The sequence below is a fragment of the Paenibacillus glycanilyticus genome (genome assembly GCF_051200795.1).
In the GTDB taxonomy this organism is placed as follows: Bacteria; Bacillota; Bacilli; order Paenibacillales; family Paenibacillaceae; genus Pristimantibacillus; species Pristimantibacillus glycanilyticus.
In genome coordinates this window covers 2,656,749-2,676,596 of the sequence record NZ_CP195155.1, presented here as the reverse complement: position 1 = coordinate 2,676,596, position 19,848 = coordinate 2,656,749, and the positions used below count along the sequence as shown (strand labels likewise).

14 protein-coding genes are annotated in these 19,848 nt (G+C 47.6%); 3 read left to right on the top strand and 11 right to left on the bottom strand.

Annotation, left to right across the window (positions count from 1 at the left end; all coding sequences use genetic code 11):
• Positions 1-10 precede the first annotated feature (10 nt).
• The 9 genes from ACR9FF_RS12285 to ACR9FF_RS12245 all read right to left on the bottom strand — a co-directional run bounded on the left by ACR9FF_RS12285 (position 11) and on the right by ACR9FF_RS12245 (position 13,141).
• Positions 11-1,015, bottom strand: a complete 1,005-nt coding sequence (locus ACR9FF_RS12285) for an NAD(P)/FAD-dependent oxidoreductase (protein WP_435171339.1) — start codon at positions 1,013-1,015, stop codon at positions 11-13.
• 24 nt (positions 1,016-1,039) lie between these two features.
• Complete coding sequence (locus ACR9FF_RS12280) at positions 1,040-1,402, bottom strand: Rieske (2Fe-2S) protein (protein WP_435171338.1); 363 nt, start codon at positions 1,400-1,402, stop codon at positions 1,040-1,042.
• Between the two features lie 4 nt (positions 1,403-1,406).
• Entirely contained in the window at positions 1,407-2,519 is a 1,113-nt protein-coding gene (locus ACR9FF_RS12275) for an amidohydrolase family protein (protein ID WP_435171337.1), read from the bottom strand.
• Positions 2,520-2,652: 133 nt separating this feature from the next.
• On the bottom strand, positions 2,653-3,486 hold the full coding sequence (locus ACR9FF_RS12270) for a helix-turn-helix domain-containing protein (RefSeq protein WP_435171336.1): 834 nt from the start codon (positions 3,484-3,486) through the stop codon (positions 2,653-2,655).
• 6 nt (positions 3,487-3,492) lie between these two features.
• Positions 3,493-4,683, bottom strand: coding sequence for a polysaccharide pyruvyl transferase family protein (locus ACR9FF_RS12265; RefSeq protein WP_435171335.1), 1,191 nt, complete (start codon positions 4,681-4,683; stop codon positions 3,493-3,495).
• A gap of 67 nt (positions 4,684-4,750) precedes the next feature.
• Positions 4,751-9,433 (bottom strand): sugar-binding protein, encoded by a 4,683-nt coding sequence (locus ACR9FF_RS12260; RefSeq protein ID WP_435171333.1) that lies wholly within the window; start codon positions 9,431-9,433, stop codon positions 4,751-4,753.
• Between the two features lie 148 nt (positions 9,434-9,581).
• Positions 9,582-11,297 carry an ABC transporter substrate-binding protein gene (locus tag ACR9FF_RS12255; protein ID WP_435171331.1) on the bottom strand — a complete coding sequence of 572 codons (1,716 nt, stop codon included), beginning with the start codon at positions 11,295-11,297 and terminating at the stop codon, positions 9,582-9,584.
• Positions 11,298-11,364: 67 nt separating this feature from the next.
• A complete protein-coding gene (locus ACR9FF_RS12250) occupies positions 11,365-12,243 on the bottom strand; it encodes a carbohydrate ABC transporter permease (RefSeq protein WP_435171329.1) in 879 nt (292 codons plus the stop codon).
• 10 nt (positions 12,244-12,253) lie between these two features.
• Complete coding sequence (locus ACR9FF_RS12245; protein ID WP_435171327.1) at positions 12,254-13,141, bottom strand: ABC transporter permease; 888 nt, start codon at positions 13,139-13,141, stop codon at positions 12,254-12,256.
• Positions 13,142-13,362: 221 nt separating this feature from the next.
• On the opposite strand from ACR9FF_RS12245, the gene ACR9FF_RS12240 reads away from it, so the two are divergent.
• Both ACR9FF_RS12240 and ACR9FF_RS12235 read left to right on the top strand, forming a co-directional pair.
• Entirely contained in the window at positions 13,363-15,102 is a 1,740-nt protein-coding gene (locus ACR9FF_RS12240) for a sensor histidine kinase (protein WP_435171325.1), read from the top strand.
• Positions 15,103-15,104: 2 nt separating this feature from the next.
• The gene (locus tag ACR9FF_RS12235) at positions 15,105-16,760 is read left to right on the top strand and encodes a response regulator transcription factor (protein WP_435171323.1); all 1,656 of its coding nucleotides are present in this window, start codon (positions 15,105-15,107) and stop codon (positions 16,758-16,760) included.
• Positions 16,761-16,820: 60 nt separating this feature from the next.
• Here ACR9FF_RS12235 and ACR9FF_RS12230 read toward each other — a convergent pair whose 3' ends face one another.
• Together ACR9FF_RS12230 and ACR9FF_RS12225 are read right to left on the bottom strand one after the other, a co-directional pair.
• Positions 16,821-17,672, bottom strand: coding sequence for a helix-turn-helix domain-containing protein (locus ACR9FF_RS12230; RefSeq protein WP_435171321.1), 852 nt, complete (start codon positions 17,670-17,672; stop codon positions 16,821-16,823).
• Between the two features lie 106 nt (positions 17,673-17,778).
• Entirely contained in the window at positions 17,779-19,176 is a 1,398-nt protein-coding gene (locus ACR9FF_RS12225) for an ADP-ribosylglycohydrolase family protein (RefSeq protein ID WP_435171319.1), read from the bottom strand.
• A 250-nt stretch (positions 19,177-19,426) separates the two neighbouring features.
• Here ACR9FF_RS12225 and ACR9FF_RS12220 point away from each other — a divergent pair, with 250 nt between their 5' ends.
• Entirely contained in the window at positions 19,427-19,795 is a 369-nt protein-coding gene (locus tag ACR9FF_RS12220) for a hypothetical protein (protein ID WP_435171318.1), read from the top strand.
• Positions 19,796-19,848 lie beyond the last annotated feature (53 nt).

Genomic DNA, 19,848 nt, shown 5'->3' with positions numbered 1-19,848 from the left:
CTCCACTTCCTTACGCACGCTTCATATGACTGCTGTGACCCGGCGACAGCTTGGCATCCGGATCGATATAAACCTTGGCGTTATTAATCGCGGTTGGCGCTTCTCCGAAGCCGACCGCAATCAGCTTCAGCTTGCCTGGGTAAGTCGTTATGTCTCCTGCGGCGAAAATGCCCGGTATGCTTGTCTCCATGCGGGTATCGACTACGATTGATCCGCTCTGAATATCGATTCCCCACTCTGCAATAGGACCAAGCGAGGATACGAATCCATAGTTCACAATCACGGCATCCACCTCATGGCGAACCTCTTCCTTCGTCTTTGTATCCAGAAGGGTCACGGCTTCGATCCCCTCATCGCCATACAGTCCGGTAATTTCCTTATTCGTCAGAACGTTAACCTTCGAATTCATTAAAGTCTGCACGCTGTGCTCATGCGCGCGGAATTTGTCCCGGCGATGGACGAGCGTCACTTGCTCCGCAATCGGTTCCAGCATTAGCGACCAGTCGACTGCAGAATCCCCGCCTCCGCTGATCAGCACCTTCTGCCCGGCAAAGCGCTTAAGGTCATCTACGAAATAATGCAAATTTTTGCTCTCGAATCTGGCAGCTTCGGGATGCTCCAGCCTCCTAGGCTCAAACGCTCCGACACCGCCCGTAATAATGACGGCTTTTGCATAATGGGAAGATTTATCGGTTACAACTTCGAACAGCCTCTCGTCATGCTTGATGACATTCAATACCTTCTCCTCCAGAGCAAGGTCTGTTGGGAAATGGCTTAACTGTTCTTTCAACCGGTCAACCAACTCCTGGGCGGTTACCTTCGGGAACCCGGCTATGTCATAAATATATTTCTCGGGATAAAGCGCGGACAGCTGACCGCCAAGCTGAGGCATGCTCTCAATAATCTTCACAGAGGCTTGGCGCATCCCTCCATAAAAAGCAGCGAACAATCCTGCCGGACCACCGCCGATGATCAGAAAATCAACGGGATTGTTTTTTGAATGTTTGCTTAACAATGTATACCCTCCGTCTATTTTAAATTAGATAACGACATATACCTTGCCGTCTTCCACCTCAACCTTATAACCGCGCAGCTTTACCTTCTCGTCAACCAGATGCTGCCCGGTAAGCAAATCAAACTCCCAGCCATGCCACGGACAACGGACAATTTCTTGATCTTTGCCATACTTGTACTCATAGACCAGGGAAGGCAGCCTTGTCCCGCATACCGGACCTTGGCATACCGGAGCGCCGGCATGGGGACAAATGTTGCGCCAGGCAAATAACTGCTCCCCTGCCGCAAATAAGCCGATTTCCATTCCCTTGACTGTAACGATCAATCGTTTGGCCTTTCGCAGTTCTTCGGCCGTTGCCGCTTCGTAACGATTTTGCGTTTTTTCCATCTTGCTACTCCTCCTTACTGGAAGCCGCTTCAGCAGCTGTCACGGCAGCAGGCGGAGCTTCGTGTAGACCGTAGAGCTCGATCGCGTTCTCCACCAAAATACGCTGACGAAGCTCCTTGCGAATCGGCTGAAGCGCCATCTTCGGATTATCAAAGTCCCAATGCGGGTAATCGGATGAGAACATGACGGTTCTGCCGGCATCAACCATATCCAAAATTTGATTCAGATGCTCGTTGTTGGCGGGCTCTTCTATCGGCTGAGTCGTCAGACGAATATGTTCCTTGATATATTCGGATGGCAGCCGCTTCAGCCACGGCACCAGATCTCTTAGGCCTTTGTAGTTCTTGTCCATTCGCCACATGAGATGTGGCAGCCAAGCGATACCGCCTTCAATCGCCACGAACTTCAAAGAGGGAAACTTCTCAAATACGCCTTCGCATACAAGAGAATTGACATGCGCCATATAGTTAGCAGGCAATATATTATGCCATTCCAGGTAAGAGGTCGGATAACCGGATGGCGTAGGCGCGCCCGCAATCCCTCTTCCTTCCGTTCCGGGATGAACCGCCACCGGCAAGCCGTTACGCTCAGCTGCCTCATAGATCGGATGATAGAAGCGTTGACCGAACAGCATCCGCGAACCGCTGCACATGATAACTTGCACCATGTTTTTGTTAGCTGCCATACGATCAATTTCTTTCGCCGCCGCCAGTGGATCCGCATGATTAATCAGAATCGAGCCTTTATAGACGGGGCTGGCCTTGAGCCATGTCTCAGCAAGCCAATCGTTATACGCGCTTGCAATAACGTTCCCGTAATCCGGATTGGGATTGAGCGAGATTCCCAGAATGCCGGAGCCCGTCAATATGCCGTAATCAATTCCGTACTTGTGAAAATGATGCTCAAGCATATGCTTCGGATCGCTGCCAGGCAAGCCGCCTCCCGGCGGGATGGCATCGGAGCGCAATACGCCAATTGGCGAATGCCAGCCGCCTCCGTAGCCCGCTCCGGCCGATTTCCAATATTCATGCCATACTCTCGGCAAGAATGGCAGTAAATCTTCGGACTTGGCAATCGCATTATGCACATCCGTATCAATAATTTTAGGCTTAGTCATGGGAACCTCTCCTTTGCCCTGCAAAAAATGTAATCGCTTTATTAGCTCTACTTTACAATGCCGGGAATCTAACGTACATGAAGAAAAGGCATGAGAATCTGGATTATTGTCAGATTCTCATGCCCTTCAAAGCTTATGATTTTCGGAAATCTCTTGGAGACATTCCCGTCTCTTTCTGAAACAATCTGGAGAAATAGAAGGAATCCTCGAACCCGCTTTCCTCCGCAATTTCTTTAATAGGCAGATCCGTATTTCTAAGCAATAACTTAGACTGATCAATTCTGATTTTGTTTAAATAACGGATTGGACTAATGCCTGTATGAGCTTTGAATAAGACGGAGAAATAGCCGGGGGACAAGGAAATGCTTTCTGCCAGCTGATCACGGGTAAGATTCTCTTTGAATGACTGCTTCATATACTGAATAGCCTTCTGAACGGCGGTCACCGCACCCGGATGATCTTCCCGATTGGCTCCTAGTCTTTGAATAAGCTGAAGAGCATTTAACAATTGCAGCTTGACATGCCACTCATAGCCGTTGTTTTTGTCTTGCCAGAGCTCATAGGCCTCCCGAAAAACAGATTCAAGCACCATCTGCTCAGGCCCTGCGTTTCCAAGCTGCAACGGCAGTTTCCCGGACGCCTCGCGGCTGAGCATAGTGCCCCCTTCCCATTGAATCGTCCGGTATTGAAACAGAAAGGAATGGAAATGAAGAGGGTTCGAACGACTGGAGGTTAATCGCATGGGGAGTCCCGGCCAGATTTGAAATAAGTCTCCGGGACCAAGAGGCTTCTCTTCGCCGTCAAATGCAAGCACCCCTTCTCCGCTGTACACATAAGCAAGCGAGTGTACACCCGTCCGTTCCCTTGCGATTTGGTATTCGAGCTGCTCCCATACCTGTCTATTTCGAATAGCCACCTCGATCATTCGAGGAGTAAAACCACTGAAAAACTCATAATCCATTATCATGTGAAATCAACCCATAGCCCGCTTCAACGTATTCACCATCTCGCGCTGGAGTGCCTGAACACGCTGCTGTGCCTGAGCCGCAGCATGCTTGGCAGACTCTCCGTTCATCGCTAACTGGAGAACAGCAGGGATAATTCTTTTTTTGTCTTGCTCCAGATCCAAATCAAACAGCCATTCGTCAAGGCCGATGTCCTGCCACATGTATCCTTTGGAGGTCTGCTCTTTGAACCTGCATACGATAGCCGGAATCCCGTTGCCAATACACATAATAGGCGAATGCATTTCATTGCCGAAAAGCCCAGCCGAACGCACATATACGCTTAATGCCTCATCCGTCAGCCAGAATCGGTCTCTCCAAACGACGTTCGGCTTAACATCCTCTGGAAGCTCATCCCACAGCATTTCTTTTCCGAGTTCCATTTGGGTCATATCCTCCGGACAAATCAGCACTTTATATGGAGTCTTCCTCACAATCTCGATAACGGCCTGCCTGAGCTCAACATGATCAAGTTCCTTCATCGCTTGATTATAGGCATGCTTGTCTTCATCGAAGGAAACGTTCTTTATTGTCCAGAACGGCGTATAGCGGTACCTTGGAATACAGCAAATAAATTGACCCTCCTCCAGACCTTTTTCGTTTAAAAAGGCCGTTGCCCGGGCGTCATCTCTTAAATCTGCTGCGAAAGCGCCATCTGGCCCAAACCTCATAATGGGACAATAAATGCCATCGTCTATGGCTTTCGCCAGTGAAACGGAGTCGCGGAAATAGACGAATGCTGCCTCTGACAAGAGCTGCTGCATAGCCGGCCAATTCGATTCATTATAACCGCCATAAGTGATGCCAAAGACACCATATGGCTTGCCCGTATGCTGCCGGTATGCTTTCACATCCTCATGGCCGACAAGCAATGGACCCGAGCCGTGAAGCAGAAAATCACTCTGTTCCACCGCTTTCTGCAGCTCCGGATTGGATGCACGGCCATCATTGCCAATACGTCCCTGCACGGCTTGAAGCTCAGGAAAGCGTCTGCGGAGCATGGCGAGAACCTCTTGATTGAAATCATCCGATGCCCATAGAATAACCCCCGCCTCAGGCATATAAGTATTCAACAGCTTTAATACGCCGGGAGTATGCGCAATATCTCCAATATTCACAGTCTGCCAAGATGAACGAAGCAGGATTGTCGGTTTGTTCATAAGTCACCTCAAGTTAATAAGTCTTGCACGCAGTGAACTTCTTGCTGCGCACAAGACTTTTTATAGGTTATTTCAGAAGTTGATAAACTCTATAGATCAGCACGACCGCTTCTGCGCGGGTTGAATAGCCTATTGGATTCAGATTGCCTCTCTCCCCTTGGACCATTCCAGCTTGCACAAGTGCAGCCATACTACTCTTGGCATATTCGGATACCAGATTAACATCGGCAAAGCTGTCCAAGCTTTTCTCCTCCGCCGCGATTGGCAATGAATATCCCGCAGCCTGCAAAGCTCTTGCAGTCAGAACCATCATTTCCTGCCTGCTGATCTCCTGCCGCGGACCAAAACGGCCATCGCTCAGCCCTTTTGCAATCCCAAGCTCCTTGGCAATACCCACCTCATTGTAAAAATAATCCGTTGCTTGAATATCTGCAAAATTTGAACTTATATCTTTCTCTATTCCTAAGGTGCGGATCAATAGGGAAATGTAATCCGCTCTTGTTATCCTTTTGCCTGGACCAAAGGTTGCTTCACTTGTACCTTTAATAATGCCTTTGGACACCAATACTTCAACCGGCTCCTTCGCCCATTCGAACGGCCCAAGATCCGAAAAGCCCGAGATATGATAACCTACGGCAAACGTACTGAAATGATTGGTAGTGAACATGACCATTCCGGTGCTAGCTTCATAGCGTCCTGAAGGGATTTTTACGACCTTACCTTCACTGTCTATATACCAGATCGCGATATGCTCCGGCTTCTTCCTTTCATCCGGTGTTGGCTTATACGGAATGGACACGACGACAGGAGCTTGCTTGTTCTTCCATGTTACTTGCTTGCCGTCCACGAATAAGGCCAAATCAATGACAGGCTTGTCGCCAATTTTCCCTTTCACTTCACTTGAAAGTTTGGAACGGTCAGCGGAGCCAATGGTGATCTCAACCTTCGATGCTCCTTCCAGATCTATTCCCTGCAGCATTTCGTTGGATAAAAGTATGGTTGCCAATGCCGTATTCAGCTCCAGTTGGTTAGAACCCGCCATTCCTTTAAAGAACGCCGCAGGAATGGATGGCACATAGGTCTGCGCACCCGCCGTTTCCTTGATGTGCACCGTTACTTTTTTATTTCCCTCGCCATCTGTTGCTGCTTTGGTCAACATCGCATGAAGCATCGCCTCGGTGAGCTCGGCAGCTGCCTTGTTGCCCGTTAATGCCGGACTCAATTCGATTTCCGAACTGTCCGGTACCTTCACCTGTGAATTCGTATCGCTGCCTGAGTCGCCGTTGCCGCTCCCGGCTCCAGGCGCCACCGCCGGTGGAGCTACCAAAGTTACATTTCCGAATAAAGACGTGGATGCATTCGAATTCAGCTTTCGATTACTCCACATCGTTGCATTATCCCGAATGCCGTCATAATTGCTGTCATCGCTCGCTCCAAAATCAAATCCGATTACCGTGCCGACAGTTGGTTTAATCGTTCGCAAAGGAAGAGCCGCTTCAATCACATAGCCGCTGTCAACAACCTTGGCCGCCGAAGTAAAGCTGTCAGCGGTAGCGTTCTTGCCCGCGCTTCTGAGATTCTGGTAATTGACGCGATAATGACTGTCATCTGCTTCATACGTTGCTGTTTTAGCATCATTCTCGTCTACGAAGAACTCCATGGAGTCATGCTCCCACAAGTTTCCGCCGGTGGCATTCAAATTGTGATCCTCCACCTCCGCCAATACGTATAACTGATGTTCATCCCACAGCAATCGCACCTTTGCTAATGGATAACCTTTCGTCGGGTCGCTTAAATAGAGCGCTTGATTGCTTGGTGTCGTAGACCAAATATCATCGATAACCCCATCAATAACCGGCGTTCCCTTTGCTGCCGTTGTAGCTTTCGGCACTTCCGGGGTAGGTTCCGTAATTTGCACCGTATCATCCTCAAGGAAAGAAGCATTATTCCATGCTGTTTCATAGGCACCGATATCTACTCTCGCATTCGCTCCAGTCCCTGCAAACGGACGAACATTCCCATCGAAGTCTTCACTTGGCGCCATCGTACGGGTGCCCGTATCAATAGCCGGGGAATCCTGCTGCAGATGAAAATCAAAAGTTTCATCCGCTACGGACACAAATTCAGGGTCGGCAACCTTGTCGTTTTGTCCAAGAAACCGGGTTAAACCGCCATATATATTGTTTGCGAACAGATTATTCCAGCCCGCGCTGCCATTGGCATACTCCCCTTCTTCATCCCTTGCAATCGAAATATTATTCAAGAAAATGGCATTGTCGCCGGACTGCACATCCATATTGGGATATTTCAAGTGAGGACTTCTGCTGTTGTGATAGACCGTGTTGTTTATAACATGAACGTTATTGCTGCGATAAATATGGATGCCGCCTCCGCCGTTATCATAGACAATGTTGTTTATGACAAGTTTTTTTCCTTTGTAAGTTTCATCGACATCGAAAATAATGCCGTTTCCATCCGAATAATCCTTCGTCTTTTCCCACTTCACCTTGGTTTCGTTGTCATGCACCAGATTGTTCCGGACAATAATTTTATAATCCGTCGTATTGTTATCGTAATCCTTATCATTCATAAAGCTGATGCCGCTAGTTGCATAAAAGGAATACCAGGAATTCGAATAAATGTCATTATGGTCGATCGTGATATAATCTCCGCCGCCGCCAACACCGCCGCCGGACATATGATGGATTTGACTATTCTTTACGACAAGATGATGACCATTTAGAGTGATTCCATTGGTATTCGTCTTCGCGTATGTCGACCAGTCGGAACCTCCGCTTGCGATACTCTCGTAATTGGCTTCCCCTTCCGCTAGCGTCAGATTCCGGTTGTTCCCTTCGATCTCCAGACCATCCAGAATAATATAATTGGCCGAGACATCAACCATGTCCCATACCCCTTTAATTCCTGGAGGGAGGAGGAGCTTCGGTTTATTGTTCATGTCGTATGCTTTATAGGTGATGTAATGCTCTTCGCCGGTTTTTACATCCCTCGCCCCTGAACGATTAATAAGCACGAAGTTATTGGCATCATTCACCGGAGAATAGGTTCCGGGCATGAGGTTGACGGTATCACCCGGATTCGTAACGCTTATCGCTTTCGTTATGGTCTTGAAAGCAGTCGCCGTGCTTAATCCATTATTGGCATCCACTCCGCCAGGGCTGACATAATATTGAACAGGCTCTCCAATGTAAGGCTGCTCTTCAAAGACCGCTCCGGGGTTCGGGTTCGCAACCGGAGCCGTACCAGCGTTATTGGAACCTGATAACTGGACATCATCAACCAGGATTTTGGTTTCCTGACGCGCACCGTCCTTGACTTCCATCATGAAGCCCTTAAGTCCGCCTAAGTAAGCGTTGTTTTGCAAAGACTCGCTGTTCACGATTCGCGTATCATTCAGGTACAAATCGTAGCTTTTTGTATCCAAATGAACAATCAGTTTGATCTTGTTCCAATTATCCATACTCCAGCTGCTTCTTGCAGCCATTGCCCCTGTCTCTGTTGCGTTGGATCGGGCGTAGATCTGATTGTCCATTCCAAATGTAAAGATCGGGCTTTCCATACCGGAAGCACTGATCAGCTTGAAGATGTAATTGGCTTGTTCATCCTTCAGCAGAAAACGGGATTCCAACGTATAGCTCTTCATCGAAACCGGCGCTACCCAGCTGGAATGGAAAGGAAAACCTATAATCCCTGGCTTGTACGAAGGCGTTGTTACCTCTGCAACACGGGACCCCTCGTCGTCGATGATTTTGACAGTGCTGGCGGAGCTGGTTTTTAGCGCACTGCCGCTAATCAGAGCGGAGTTTAATGTCGCCCCCGTTTCTGTTCCGGCGATGACAGGATCCACGTCCGATGCCTCAAAAGTCGTTGTACGGAATGTCTGGTCTCCCAGATCGGGTATTGCTTCGTTAACGAACTCGAATCTGTCGATGACCGGCGTCGCATTCGTCCCGATCCGCTCAATCTTTAATGTGTTTGCACCTGCGTTTAAGCGGATTCCTTTTATTTCTTCATACTGCCAGTTCGCCCATGAGCTTGTTGAAGCCCCTTTCGCATCTTGAATTCTCTCTCCATTCACGGTTATCGCGTAAGGCCGTGCCGTATTGCCCAAACTGTATCTTACTTTCATCGTGTACGTCCCGGTTTGGGGAACATCAACATGATTGTATAACAAGTATCCGTTAACGCCGGAAGCAATGCTGGCGTAACCGGTGCCGGAGAATCCTGGAGCGGTGCCGGAGTTGGCGGCAATCGTAACGCCGGAATGAGCAGCACCTCCTCCATTCTCGGCTTCAACAATCGTCGCAAACGGGATTACTTCAATCGAATTAACCTTAGGACCGCCTTCGCCTTCCGCAGAAAGGTTAATCATGTTCGAGCCTTGATTCAACAGCACGATCGCGGTTGGCGTATTCTCGCCAGAGGTGTCTTCTTCACCCGTTGGAATCCCCGTAAAACTGGTATACTTCTGCCCGTTTACCCTTAAGCTGAACGGTCTGGGCTCAGACCCCGCATTGCTGTAATGGATATGAATGATATAATTCCCTGCCACGGCTGCTTGTACATTCGTCCAGGTAAGACCGGAGACATTCTCCATATCTCCCGATGCCGCCTCCGCGTCATACGCGAATCCCTCGGCTGCGTATGCCTGCTTGCCCGAAAGGCCGGGAGTTAATACAGCACTTATTACTAGCGTAAACATCAACAGCCATATTCCGATTTTCCTCATTATACTCTTCCTCTCCTCCCATTCATCCACATTCTAATAAAGCGCTTTCACTTCTTGGCTCAAAATAGGACTTAGACGTTGAAGCGGCTCCACTGGTCCTAGAAAAAGCCAGCTATGGCATACGCTGCAGCTGGCTTTATTTCATTACTTATTTAACATGTACAGCTTCGTACCAGGCATTTACTTCTTCCGTAATTTTGTCGCCGCCCATCGACTTCCAGTTCTTCACGAACGTATCAAACTCGTCAATTGGGGCTTTACCGTAGATGATTTTGAGGAACGTTTCACTTTCCATCTTGCTAAGCGCTTCCCCTTTGGACTTCATCGTCTCGGTTTGCGGTCCAAGGAACAGGTTGGCAATGGACGCTGATTTTTGATCCGTTACTAACTTGGCGCCAAGCCAGTCGTTTACTGTTTTTGGATTTTGTCTTTCATTTTCAGGGATCAAGTCATACAAGCCTTGTTCGTAAGGAGTAGAAGGCTTCTCTCCGTTATAGAATTTCATTTGAGCGTTCAGCTCCAGCTGCGGGTCAATCATCGGTTGACCGGTTAAGAAGTACTTGCTTGGGTTAACAGCGAGCTTGTCCGGGAAGTCCGCTTCTAATTTGGACACCTTGCCATCCTTCAGAACGTAATCATAGCCTTCCTTCCAACCCTTCTCAAACTCACTGCCAGGTGCCGGATTGCCAATCTCGACTAATTTATTAAGGTAGAGGAATAACGCATCTATATGTTTGTAATCCTTGCTGACCATGATTGCCCCATTCGGAACTGCCGTGAAGTGACGGCCTGCTTGGCCGGAAGGTCCTGCAGGAATTTCGAATGGCGACACCGTCGCGTTTGGATCGTTTTTCTGAACATAATTACGTACGACGGTTGATGTAAAGACAGGACCTGCCGTGATTCCCGCCTGGCCTGTACGGAACGTCTCATCGCTTTTCCCGACATCAATGAGACCTACGTCCGGAGAAATATATCCTTTTTTGAACCAGTCTGCCATTAAAGCAAGCGCATCCTTCATTTCCGGCTGAATGGATCCGTATTCGATTTGATCACCATGCCATTTGTTCCAATAAGTCGGAATAATTCCGAAGCCGCCGAATATCCAGCTTGCATCTCCGCGCCAGGAGACCGGACCATCCCAGATGCTGCCTCCATTGCCTTTAAGACTAATCGCCAGAGGCGGATTGTTCTTCCCTTTGCCTAAATCCGTATTTACCATTGCATCCAAAATCTTCTCAAGATCCTCGAATGTTTTTGGCGCCTGCATGTTCAGCTTTTTCAAATAATCCGTGCGAATCCACAGAAGCGGATCATTCTGCTGCGCTCTCGACAATACGGGAATGCCATACTTCTTTCCGTCTTTAACGACTTGCGCCCAGTAGCTTTCATCAATGTCGTACATTTTTTTCAACTCAGGTGAAGCATACTTCTCGAAAGCCTCTGAAATATCCATCATTTTACCCGAATCGATCAAATCGGCCATCAATTGCGGATCATTAATAGCCATCACGTCCGGCAGCGGATCGTTCGCAGCCATGTCAAGCCGAATCTTGTTCGAACATTGATCGGCAGCGGTTACGTATTTGTATTTGATATCAATGTTCAGATTTTCCTTCATATATTGCGTGTGCAGATTGTTCTCGAGAGATTCGCCCTCTTTGAATTTGTAGGAAGAATTGATACAGCCGATGGTTGTCAGTGTCACAGGCGAATCAAATTTCCCCTTGGCAAATCCATTGTCGCCAGCTTCGGATGAAGAATTGCCCGAGTTGCTTCCTCCATTGGAGCAAGCTGCTAATGTACTGAATGCAACCGTTGAAATGAGCAGAATGGCGGTTGCTTTCGAAACTTTCTTACGCATAGTAATACCCCTCTCATTTTGTCAACTTCATGAATTCTATATGAAAATAAAGCGTGAAACCTTAGTATCAGCCTTTTACGGCGCCTACAACGATGCCTTTAACGAAGAACCGTTGCAAAAAAGGATACACAAGCAGGATCGGCAAAGCACCGATGAAAATTTTAGCTGCACGGAGCGAGCGTTCCGTCAAATTTATGATTTCCGATTCAGAAACGGATTTCTGACTTAGATCCGGAGCTGAAATCATCGTTTGCAGCAAAGTGCTCAGCGGCCAATTCTCTTTATGCATATAGATAAGCCCGTCAAACCAGGCATTCCAGCTGCCTACCGTCACAAATAAAGCAATCGTAGCAATGGAGGGCAGCGAAACCGGAATATATATCCGGAACAATGTCGTCAGATGACCGGCTCCATCAATCAAGCTTGCTTCTTCCAGCTCCCTTGGAATCGTCCGGAAGAAATTGAGCATCAGTATCATGTTGTAAATACTAAGCGCACCCGGGAGCACTAAGGCCCAGATCGAATCCATCAAATGGAGCTTCTGAATCAAGATATAGTTAGGTATAAGACCGCCATTGAACAGCATCGTGAAAACAAAGTACCAGGCAATCAGCTTTCCGCCCTTTAACCCGCCGCCGTCCATTTTGGACAGCGGGTATGCGGTCAAGATCGTAACGAGCATACCGATGCTTACACCAAGTACAACTCGGAATATAGAATGCATCAAGGCTCCGAGGAACGCACCGTCGGCGAATGTCCGGCTGTAAGAATCCAGATTAAACCCAATTGGCCATAAGGACACCTGATTGGTCTCGACCGCAACCCCGCTGCTAAAGGATAAAGCCAGCACGTGGATGAGCGGTATCAAGCAAAGTACGGAAACCAGGGAAAGAACAATAATATTAATAGCATAGAATAGCCGATAAGGCCGCGATTTGTAATACATAGTCTGCCTCCTAGAAAATGCGGTAATTCGCGAATCGGGATGCCAGCTGATAGGCTGCGATGATCATGATGAATCCGATTAAAGATTTGAATAATCCTATAGCGGTTGCGAGACCGAATTGACTGCTGAGAAGGCCTACCCGGTAGACGAAAGTATCGATAATATCGCCTTTTTCATACACTAGCGGATTGTAAAGATTAAAGATCTGGTCAAAACCGGCGTTAAGTACATTCCCCATCGCCAATGTGGCTACCACGATTACGATAGGCACAAGAGCCGGCAGCGTCACATGCCAGGTCATCTTCCAGCGTCCTGCACCGTCCACTTCCGCGGCTTCGTACAGCGACGGATCAATGCCGGCCAGCGCAGCCAGGAAGACGATCGTGGCGAAGCCGAATTCCTTCCATGAATCCGTGGCAATGACAACAAATCGGAACCAGCTGCCGTCTGCCAAAAAGAGTATCGGATCGATTCCGAATGTCGGCAGGATGACCGTGTTTACAATACCTTTTGACGATAAAATATCAATGATGATCCCGCCTAGGATAACCCAGGATAAAAAGTGCGGCAGGTACACCAGCGTTTGAATCGTCTTCTTGAACCGCGCTTGCCGCACCTCATTGAGGAGTAAAGCAAACACGACAGGAACTATCAGGTTTACTATAATTTTGGCGCATGCTATGAATAAGGTGTTCCAGATGACCTGCAGACTGTCATCCCGTTGAAAGACAGTCCGGAAGTTATCCCATCCCACCCATTCAGACCCCGTAATTCCTAACCAAGGCTTGAAATTCTGAAAGGATATGACCAGTCCAATCATCGGCAAGTAGTGAAAAATGAAAGTTAGCAGGATGCCTGGCAGCAACATCGCATACAGTATGCCTTTTCTTCCGAGCATTGTTTTCGCTCCTTTATGTCGATTCGTCTGTCTATGTGTAAATCTTATCATCCTCATTTTCCGGCTGATAGAAGACGAAATTAAGATTCGATATGTTTTCTTAATCACTTTGCATTATTCGCACGCGCCTGCATGCCTTGCTCTTCCATCTGCTGAAGTTTCCCGATATGATAAGCCTATGTCGAATGAACCAATCTTTTATTTGTACTCGGGAGGTACCCATGCCACTTCGATTAAGCACCTTTGCCAAATTCAACTTTATTCTGATCGGTATACTCCTGCCCTTGCTCGCCCTCAACTTTTATACCAATCAAACAAGCAATACAGTCGTTCGGAAGGAAATTCTAAAATCAAGTTCCTCCAATATGCAGCTATTAACCAATCAAATGGATACCATGGTTGATCAGCTTTCCACGTTTGCTCTTATCATGGAACGGGATAGCTCTGTAAGGTCCTACCTCAACTATGAAGAGGTTCATTATCCTTACGACAAGTTTTTAATTGTATCGAATATACAAGAGAAGCTGAAGCTCAACAGCTCTTCGATGGCATGGGATAATCAAATTGCCGTTTATTCTCCCAGTGCCAAGGAGGCTATTTCCAATACGGGAAATATCACTTATAATGAGTCCTTTCTCCAAAAACATCTGAGTACGGAATGGGCCTATACGTCCCCGGATTACAGGTACGGGAGCTCGCCATATTTTTTACGATATTTCGTGGAGCCTAATCTAATGGAGAATAATGCGGTATCCTCCTACCGCTTGTTGACCGAGATTTCGTTCCCGGCGCAAAACATTATCAAAATGCTGGACACCTTCAAAAGCAATGGCAGTATCCATGACCCGTTTCTATATAAGCCTGGAATTGCTCCCATTATGAACAGTTATTCGGAAAAGCCGCAAATCTCTATTCTGATGAAACATTTGAATGGATCCAAGTTGAAGGAGTCCGGCAACGAAACCGTTCAAATGAATGGAAAAAAATATATTGTTACTTATCAGTTATCCCATTCTCTCGATTGGTATTTGGTCGATTTTCTTCCCTTAAATGATGTATTGGCGCCAATCTCCCGATCCAGCAAGATTTTTATGGGTTCATTAGCCATCTTGATCGGACTGGCCTTGACGTTGTCTTTCCTGATTTACCGCAATGTGCAGAAGCCGATCCTGAAGCTTGTCTCCAGCGTTAGATCGATTACGCGAGGGGATTATAATGCGCAAATTACTTACACGCCAAAAAATGAATTCCAGTTCCTGATCAATCAGTTCAACACGATGGCTCACCAAATTAAGGAGTTAATTGAAACCGTCTATGAATCGCGTATCCGGCTGCAGGAGGCTAAGCTTAAGCATCTGCAATCACAGATTGATCCGCATTTTCTGTACAACAGCTTGAACTTTATTCAATACAGCGCCAAGATGGGCAACGAAGCCGCAGTGATCTCCATGACGCTGAATTTAGGCGCTTATTACCGCTATGCCACCCGACTGGAGAATCCTGCGTCCACTCTCCAGGAGGAGCTGGAGCTCATCCGCAATTATCTGGAGATTCACAAGCTGCGCATGCACAAAATGAACTATGAGATCGAATGCTCGGACAATATGCGAGCACTTGAAGTACCGCGGCTCATCCTGCAGCCTTTAGTTGAGAATGCCATCATTCATGGTCTAGCTCCCCGATCACAAGCGGGCCGGATTCGGGTAAATGGCTGCCGGGAAGCCGGATTCTACCGGCTGTCAGTAGAAGATAATGGGGCTGGGCTTAACCTGGAGGAACGTGCTTCTCTCCTGCATCGCATTATGAAATCAAGTAATGAAGACAACCTATGCGGACTGTGGAATGTTGCCCAGCGTCTGCTCCTTCACTACGGCCCGGATGCACGTATAGACATGGAAGAAGCCGCGCTCGGCGGCTTAAAAATATCGCTTGTATGGCCAATTAAAAACACGGAGGGCTAGCTATGTATCAATTACTCATTGTTGATGACGAGCATCTGGTTGTCGATTCTCTGGCGGAGACCATTAACTGGGAAGAGATCGGCATCGAGCAGGTCTACCGTGCCTATTCGGGCAAGGAAGCTCTTCAAGTCATCAATACGCATGTTATTGACATCGTCATTACCGATATTCGCATGCCCGAGCTGAGCGGGCTGGAATTGATCGAAACGATTAAGGAAGCCAATCCCCGGCTGAAATGCATCGTGCACTCCGGGTACGCGGACTTTAATTATGCCAAGCAGGCGATGTCTTCCCAGGTCACGGAGTATTTAATCAAACCGGCCAGCGACGAAGAGATTATTCAGGCCGTCGCTCGAATGAAGGATGTATTGACTGCGGAGTGGACGGAGCTGTTGACTCAGAAAAAAGTGTACGCGGCTTTGAAGGAGCAAGCCCCCCTGCTGCGGGCGAACCTGCTTAACGATCTCATCAAGGGCAAACGCTTTGGCAGCGAAGAGCTGCAGTCCAAGCTGGAGATGCTGCATATTCCGATGCAAGGAGATGACTCCATTGCCATTGCAGTCCTTCGGCTTGAAGACGGTTTCTCCAAGTTTGATTCCAGTAGTCTGGCCCTTTTCGAATATGCGATTTTTAACATTGCGGAAGAAACCTTCGGCGCGCATTTTGATCTCGTAGCAGGAAAAGATTCGTATGACTACCTGGTCCTGCTTATCAAAATGAAGACAAGCAAAGCCGAGAAATTAGCTGCTTACCCCGACTCGGAAGCTCAGTTATCCCGGTTATTGGAACAAACCATGCTGAAGCTGCAAGAAAACGTAAGGACTTTTCTTAAAGGGAAAATTTCCGTTGTCATAAGCTCGTGGGGAATATTCGCCAATGACATATCTTCCTTGTATCAAGCCTGCGTGACAACGATTCGTCGAAGCGTTGGCAATGATCAAGATATGTTCATGACAACGGGAGATAACCTGACTACAGGCATGGCTATGCGATCAATAAATAGTTTGTACGAGACCCCAACCATGATGCAGATCCTGGATATGGGACAAAGAGATATGACTCTGACCAAGCTTGAAGCCATTACTAGCGAGCTGGAGTCGCACGGCCTGGATTCCCACGAACAGCTGACGGAAGTATTCTTCCAGCTTGGCGCTGCATTTGCTTATGCCGCCCACAAGAACGGCAAGCTGCTCGAGGAACTGCTCGGCGCTGCTTATGAGCCCTTCGTTTCCCATAAGCCCTTTCTTAGTGTCAAGCAGTTGAAGGAGTGGGCGCTTCAGGTTATAGAACTGTTCTATGAAGACATGAATCAATCGATGGCAACAGCCAAAAACAGCTCGATCCAGCAGATCCAGCGCTACATTAACGCTAATCTTGCTGAGGATGTTACGCTGCAGAAAATTGCCGATCACATCCATATGCATCCGGTGTACTTGTCCAAAATTTTCAAAACCGAGACGGGTGAAAATATAAGCGAATATATCATCCGTCTCAAGATGGAGAAAGCCGCTTATTTGCTCAAGCAGACGGATGATCGCATCTACCAGATCTGCAGCAAAATCGGTTATCAGAACCCGCCCTATTTCATCAAGCTGTTCAAGAAATATTTCGGAATGACGCCACAGGAATACCGGGATGCATCGGGCAGTATCACCTAAGGAAACACCCATAACAAACATCCGCAGAGTCAAGCTTCTGCGGATGTTTGTCTATTATCCTCACACATTCGTCAGCATGACGCGCCTATAATCTTCAGGCGACATTTCTACAAATTGCTTGAAATTGCGATAAAAAGTAGCCATGCTTTGGTACCCGCATTCGTAGCAAATTTCAGTTACCGGCATAATGGTCGTCGCTAATAGCCGCTTGGCATGTTGTATGCGAAGCGTCGACAAATAGCTTTTAAACTTTCTTCCTGTTGCTTCCAATATCAATCTTGATAGATGCGACTCGCTGATGTGAAATAACGAAGCTAATTGGGATAAGCTGATTTCCGTCTGGTAATGCTCGTCCATATATTGCAGCACCGGCCTAATATGCTCATAGTTTCGCATGCCATCGAGCCATTTCGTATTGCTGATCTCTTCCTTGGACATGCGGAGAAGCTCTACGCAGATCGTCATCAGCAAGCTTTTCACCGCCGTCCGATAACCGGGAGCACGCTCTTCTTTCTCTGCATAAATCTGCTTTATCATCGTTCGAAGACGTTCCATACTATCAGTGTTGCCGTGTAAGCGGTTCTGAAAATGAAACGGATAATAACGAAAAGGCACCATTAGCTCCGGCTCTTCCTTGGCAAGCAGCCCCGAATCAAAGTTAAGGAATAAAAACTCGCAAGGACAACCATGATCGGATTGGGCGATATGATTCTCCAGAATATTAACGATAAAAATATCGCCTGGGACTACGCGATAAACAGTGCTGCCAAAATAGAACTGCCCGCTACCGGAAAGACATAAGCCCATCTCAAAGCTTTGATGATGATGCTGCGTCTCCAGCTCGAAGCTTGGCGTCCATTTGAAACTGTTAATGGGAAGTTCGTTATCCTCATAGGTAATGTGCAGTATCATGCCGTACCTTCCTAAGATATAAATTCAGCTTTTTTACCTCATTGTAACTGAAAAACGCCCGAATGGGGAGTCATGCACCCTCGCTCGGACGTCAATCCATATCGTATTAATGGCCTGCTTTCTGCTGTCCCTTCAATTTCAAATAGACTTCGTGACTTCTTCTGGCGCACTCTGAAATGGCAATCGGATGAAAACCGATAACAGCCGAATACAAAGTATCATGAAGCGGTTCTACCCAATGGGCAGGCAATTGCTTGGCACCAAGCGATGCGCCCATAATGGAACCTACTGTCGCTCCATTGCAGTCGGTATCCCATCCGCCCAACACCGACGTAGAGATAGCTTTATTGAAGTCCCCTTTCGCAAATACGAGGGATGCTGCTACCAGAGCAGCATTATTGTTCGTATGCACGGGATCGTAGTGCTTAAAGGCATTCCAGATCTTCTCAACCAATGCGAGCTGATCTTCTGTACTCCGCGCGATTTCCACCGCTTTATGAATATCTCGTGCAAGACGGCAATTTGAAGGAATTTCGCTTAGCCCGATCTCTACGATTCTTACCGGATCTGATTCCACGAATGCGGCCGCGATCATGGCAGCCACGAACATTTCACCATAAATTCCGTTACGCACATGCGAGAACGAAGCGTCCCGCCAAGCGAAATCAGCTGCCAGCTCAGGCTGGCCGGCTGCTCCATAAGCGAAGCCGTCTGCCCGAATTTGTGCGCCGATAAACTCGCGGTATGGATTCAAATAAGTGCGGACCCATTCTTTCTTCTGCGACCAATCCGCCGGTCTCCCTTGCTCCCCATAATGATAAGTGACTTGCGCGAAATTCAGATAGGACTGCGTTTCCGCCGTACAAACCTGGTTATAGGACAAGACCTCATGCCACAGCTTGCCTATATCCCAGGAATCCCAATCAAGACCTTTTCTTTCCAGCATCATTAATCCAAGCACGGTATAGCGAATATCGTCATCCGTTTCCATGAAGGAAATTCGTTCTCTTGTACTTGCGGAGCCCCAGGCAGCGAGCTCGATCCCAAATTCATCCTTGGCTGTAGAGTGGCCCGGGGTATAACCTTTAATCGGCCAAGCATTTGCTCCCTTGAACCATAAGTACACGTTTTCCCATCCTGATCTGCCATTGGAGCCAGCCATGAAATGAGGCCACTCGAGAGGTTTTCCTAACGCACAGCCAATCGCTCTTCCAAGCCAAGCGCCATAGAATTTATCTGCCCATTGTTCATGACTAAGCTCTTTGTCCAATTTGCGGGGACCGTTCGGGCGAAGCCTCCGGATCTCCTCCAGTTCATCAGGTTCATCATGATTGGGCTGCTCAGGCTCCAAAGCACATAATTCTTCATAAATTTTCATTAACTCCGATTGGCTGTCTCCGGATGCCTGGATCCGTTCCAGAAATCCATCCACCAAACATGCCTCGTCGCTGCGCTGCTTCACTTCCGTGATCAATAAATCTTTTAGACCAACCCATCCAGCCATCTAAAATACCTCCAGTAGTGTAATGCTATCTTGCTTCAAGTCTATTGGAGAACGGACTGAATTGCTTCCCAAAATATGCGGCTCATTCTCATTTCTTGTGAATTGCCGGGCGGACATACCAATCGCAAGATTCAGGCCTTATAATAGCCAGTATTATACGGAAAGTAACGATTCTTACTCTCGTTTGAACAATACATTTCGTCCTACTATAATGAGTAAGAAACCTGCAAGTTCTGGAGGAACAACGTTTATGAGCAATGAAATCGCCTTTATACGGATCAATGCCGTAGCCAAATATAATCGTCATGATGCTATGGATGATGCAAAGCAAATAATTACATCCAGCGGCGGTTGGGTCACCGATTATAGGATGTTTTCGAACCGATCCTTATGCATACAATTTGAAATAGAACCGGATGACGCCATTCATCTTTATCCTTCTATTCAACAGACGCAGCTGAAGATAACAGAAGAGACCCATACGTTGCTGCTGCAAATCGCTAATCGAATAAACGACACTGCAGCCAGCTCGAATAAGGATATTCGCGGAACCTTTCAGATCACATTTATTCATGACGAGCCTGACCTGATTATCGAAGTGCCCCCTCTTGAGCTATAAAGAAATAACGCACAGCACCTCTCCCCGCTAACGGAAGAGGGCACTGTGCGTTA